The sequence below is a fragment of the uncultured Mucilaginibacter sp. genome, from assembly GCF_903913935.1.
Taxonomy (GTDB): Bacteria; Bacteroidota; Bacteroidia; order Sphingobacteriales; family Sphingobacteriaceae; genus Mucilaginibacter.
In genome coordinates this window covers 1-4,174 of sequence record NZ_CAIWNH010000353.1, presented here as the reverse complement: position 1 = coordinate 4,174, position 4,174 = coordinate 1, and the positions used below count along the sequence as shown (strand labels likewise).

Here is a 4,174-nt window from a genome sequence, read left to right as displayed (position 1 = left end):
TGAGGCCTAAAAGTGCCAAATAAATGGGAAGTTAGGCCGAAATAAGGTCGCAATACCAAAATCCGGATAGTTTTTTATCCGTATCAGAAACGCAGGAATCATCTGCATTTTGCGGTGCCTTGTATTCCCTGAAAACCTTCTCTCCTGTTTTGTATTTGATCTCCGATGAAAAGATCGGGCCCTTAAAAGCGAAGGTATGAAACTCGCCGTTCTCGCCGCAAACGTCCACATCGTCCGGTAGCGACATAATTAGTTCCGGGGTAATCTCCTTCCCTGCTATCCGTTCCAGGCGTTCCTGGGTGCAGGCGATCACGGTGCCAAAGCCAAGGTCAAAAAACTCGTTGATCAGTTCATGGGTATCCCGTTTCCATAATGGGTAAATGCCGGCCATGCCGATTTCGGCCAGCCGGTCATCGCGGTACTTTTTAAGATCCTCCAAAAATATATCGCCGAAAATGGAATAGGTAATACCCTCGCTTCTGAAATGCTCCAGGTGATGCCGCATGGCATTGTCATAGGCTTCCATCCCCGGCATCTCGGGTAAACGAATCTGGTATAAAGGAATCCCGATGCTTTCCGCCTGTTTAATTAAAAGCTCCGTACGAACGCCGTTCATCGAGATCCTGTCGACGGCATCGTTAATCGTGGTAACCAAATATTTTATTTCCAATTCCGGGTTCTGGAGACAATGATAAAGGGCCAGTGCGCTGTCTTTACCGCCACTCCAGTTGAAGATGCATTTCTTTTTGGATGATTTCACTGATTGATTTTTTGATTACACCGATTTTTTTGTCTGAACACGATTTACAGGATTGAAAGGATTTTTGAGATAATGTTTAGCCGTCAGAAATAAATCCTGAAGATCAAAAAAATCCTTTAATCGTGTTCAGACAATAATTCAATAACTAACGCCGGTACCCCTACCGTTGCTTTCTCTTCAATTTTTATAAAATGATCCTGGCGGCTAAGGTGTGGAATGTTCGGGTCGACGATATATTTGGCAACATCTGGCCGGACATAGTTTACCAGTCCGGCTGCCGGGTAAACGGCCAGCGATGATCCCACCAAAATAAACAAATCAGCCTCTGAACATATTTGGGCGGCCTTTGAAATCATCGGCACATCCTCACCAAACCACACCACATGGGCGCGCAATTGTGAGCCAAGTTCGCAAAGTTCCCCCATTTTTATTTCCCATCCGTCAATGGGATAGGTAAGGTTTGGGTTTAAGCTCGATTGGGAACGGGTAATAATACCATGTAGGTGTACCACATTGGTTGAGCCTCCCCTTTCGTGCAGGTCGTCAATGTTTTGGGTGATGATGGTAACATCATATTTTTCTTCGAGTTTGGCCAGGGCGAAATGCGCGGCATTGGGTTTGGCCTCAAGTACCGTTTTGCGGCGCTCGTTATAAAATTCCTGTACCAAAACAGGATTTCTGCGCCAGGCTTCCGGCGTCGCCACGTCTTCAATATTATATCCCTCCCACAGGCCGTCACTGTCCCTGAAGGTTTTTAAACCACTCTCGGCGCTGATGCCGGCGCCTGTTAATACTACGATCTTTTTCATTTCATTTTTCATGTAGAGAAGCAATACTTTGCGTCTCTTTCTCTTAAGATCATCCAGGGACGCAAAGTATTGCGTCTCTACAAAGTTTATAAAATATAAATCTCATAAAAAAAGCGGTTCGTTTAAATTGAACCGCTTTTTTAATAAAATTTATTATGTTAAATAGCTGGTTCTTTTTGAATGCGTAAAATGGCATATTTACTCTTAGCCAATTCAAAGCCGCCGAAAAGAATGGCACAAAAAACAATATCGCCCAAAACCATATTCCGCTCAAATGGAATGGCCGCTACCAGAGACTGACCGTATCCAGCTAAATTGTGTGGATAAAGAGATCCGTATAACCATGGCATATCAATAATTAACCAGTGAACCGCAACCGACGCTAAAGAGGCAATAGCCACGTTGCCAACATTGGCTTTTTTGATCAGGCTACCAATAAAAACCATAACGGCAAAAGTTAAATAAACCCAAAATGAGCCGCCATACCACAACACCCATTTGGAGGTGTACAAGTAATTGATCAGGATATCACTTGCAAAAAGGGTAAGCAACACCGCCAGGTATGCCTTCCACTTATCAGTAAAATAGGCGCCGCCAAACAGGGCAATTGCCCCAACAGGCGTAAAGTTACTTAGTAAGTAAGGGAACTTAAAGCTGAGCAACCGCATGGCTGCTGCCGCAACGATCATCAATATAAGTACGATAGTCCGGGTGTTGATCTTTTGTAATGACATAGTTGAATTTATGGAGTAAAATTAGTGATAATCCTTTCAAATAAAAATTCTTAATTGATTTGGTACCTTATACCCCCCATAAAATTAAACCGGCTGGTATTATACCCTATCCAGTCGGTATATTTTTGATCGAGGATATTTTTAAAATCCGCAAACAGGCTGAAGTGTTTATTGATAGTATATTGCAAATGTGCGTCCAGCAAGCCATATGGTTTTAAGGTGATGATGGAGGTAGAAAAGTCGGGGTTGAATTTCTCATCTGTCCGGTCGCCTGTGTATTTATAAACTAACCCGGCCGAAAAATTACTGGCGATCTGGAAGTACGCGCTGGCGCCATAGGTATGGCTGGGCCTGCGAAACAGGTTATCGGTTGATACACCATTTTCAGCTGTTAACACACCAGTTACATATGCTGCGTAAGCGGTTGCTGTTAATTTATCAACATTCAATTTCAACTCACTTTCAAAACCTTTGTCTTTTTGAAAAGCACCGTTCAGATATTTTCCATAAGGCGGATTTGGTATATCTTGAAAATAAAGTACGTTTTTGGTTTTGTACTCATAAAAAACGGTGTTAAAGGATATGTTATTTTTAATCAGTTCCCAGTCAAAGCCGGCTTCGTACGAAGTAGTCGTCTCGGGTCTTAATCCCGGACTATTGTATATTGAATACAACTGGTAAAGGGATGGTGATTTATAGGCAGACGCCATGGTAACAAATAACTTTAGCTGATCAAACAACAAGATAGATGGATTGATAGTATAGGTTTCGTTACTGCCGTATTTAGCATCATGGTTATAACGGCCGCCTAACTCCATGTGAAATATCCCCGATTTATAAAAAAGGGACGTGTACACACTTGCTATGCTGTTGCTTACTTTCTGAATAGTATCATAGGTGCTGTATTGCCTGGTGTTGCTGAATTTAAAATCAGCGCCGCTGGTTAAATCCAGGTGTTTACCAATGCTATAATTTAAAATAGCTTCTGCATCTGTAATGTGACCGGTATTTTTTTGGTAAGATGGAAAATCAAAGTTCACCGCACTTGCCGCATCATTATAATTGTTTTTTACATCGGTTTGGCTGATGTTGAATTTAAGGTCGCCTTTGTCAAGTTTTAGTTTAGCACCTAAACCTCCAAATAAAAATGTGTTGGCATAAGTGTAGTTCTGGTCATCCTGGAAAGCTCCGTAAGGTAGGTTTCCAGTGTTGTAGCTGGTTTGAAGATTACCGTTTATTATCAATTTATCTGAAACATGCTGAAATAAATTTACACTTGCCGAGCGTTGATGAAAGCCATCATTCCTAAAACCAGCTTTTCCTATTGTATCGGTGGCTGCGGGGAATCCTTTGGAGTCGGTATTGGACAAGTTTACGGCGATATCAGTGTTTTTCACGGTGCCAATCAATCCCGCTGATTCTTTAAAAGTATTATAACTACCGCCACTCAGTTGCACGTTGCTTTTTAGCCCCTGCCCTGTTGCATGTTTGGTGATGATGTTGATCACGCCGGCAACTGCATCTGACCCATATAATGTCGAGCCGCTCCCTTTCAGGATTTCGATATGGTCGATCTGGTCTAATGGAAAGGCATTCAGGTCGTAGGTACCTTCAATGGTCGAAGCATTATTCACCGGGAAACCATCGACCAAAATCAGGGTGTTACCTGTTGACGCTCCTCTTAGGAAGACTGAAGAACTGATCCCCGGCGCGTTGTTTGCTCCTGAAAAAGTGATGCCCGAAACGGTGTTCAATAATTCAGGCAGCGTTTTGCCTTGTGAGCGGCTGATCTCTGCGGCCGTGATCACGGATACCACCCGGCCAATTTCTGATAATTTTTTTGGTGAACGGGTGGCGGTCACCACTACATC

General features: G+C 43.0%; 4 protein-coding genes. All 4 read right to left on the bottom strand.

What is annotated here, in order from left to right; all coding sequences use genetic code 11:
- Positions 1 to 31: 31 nt before the first annotated feature.
- Positions 32 to 760 carry a diphthine--ammonia ligase gene (locus QZY09_RS14020; RefSeq protein ID WP_295673335.1) on the bottom strand — a complete coding sequence of 243 codons (729 nt, stop codon included), beginning with the start codon at positions 758 to 760 and terminating at the stop codon, positions 32 to 34.
- Between the two features lie 116 nt (positions 761 to 876).
- Positions 877 to 1,569 carry an NAD-dependent deacylase gene (locus tag QZY09_RS14015; protein WP_295673334.1) on the bottom strand — a complete coding sequence of 231 codons (693 nt, stop codon included), beginning with the start codon at positions 1,567 to 1,569 and terminating at the stop codon, positions 877 to 879.
- 158 nt (positions 1,570 to 1,727) lie between these two features.
- Positions 1,728 to 2,303 carry a DUF6580 family putative transport protein gene (locus tag QZY09_RS14010; protein WP_295673333.1) on the bottom strand — a complete coding sequence of 192 codons (576 nt, stop codon included), beginning with the start codon at positions 2,301 to 2,303 and terminating at the stop codon, positions 1,728 to 1,730.
- Positions 2,304 to 2,353: 50 nt separating this feature from the next.
- Positions 2,354 to 4,174 (bottom strand): TonB-dependent siderophore receptor (locus QZY09_RS14005; protein WP_295673331.1); only part of this gene is annotated, 1,821 nt, incomplete at its 5' end.

Bases quoted from the DNA above. Each gene is read 5' to 3' on its own strand.
- QZY09_RS14010 (WP_295673333.1), bottom strand. From the start codon at position 2,303: ATGTCATTACAAAAGATCAACACCCGGACTATCGTACTTATATTGATG.
- QZY09_RS14015 (WP_295673334.1), bottom strand. From the start codon at position 1,569: ATGAAAAAGATCGTAGTATTAACAGGCGCCGGCATCAGCGCCGAGAGT.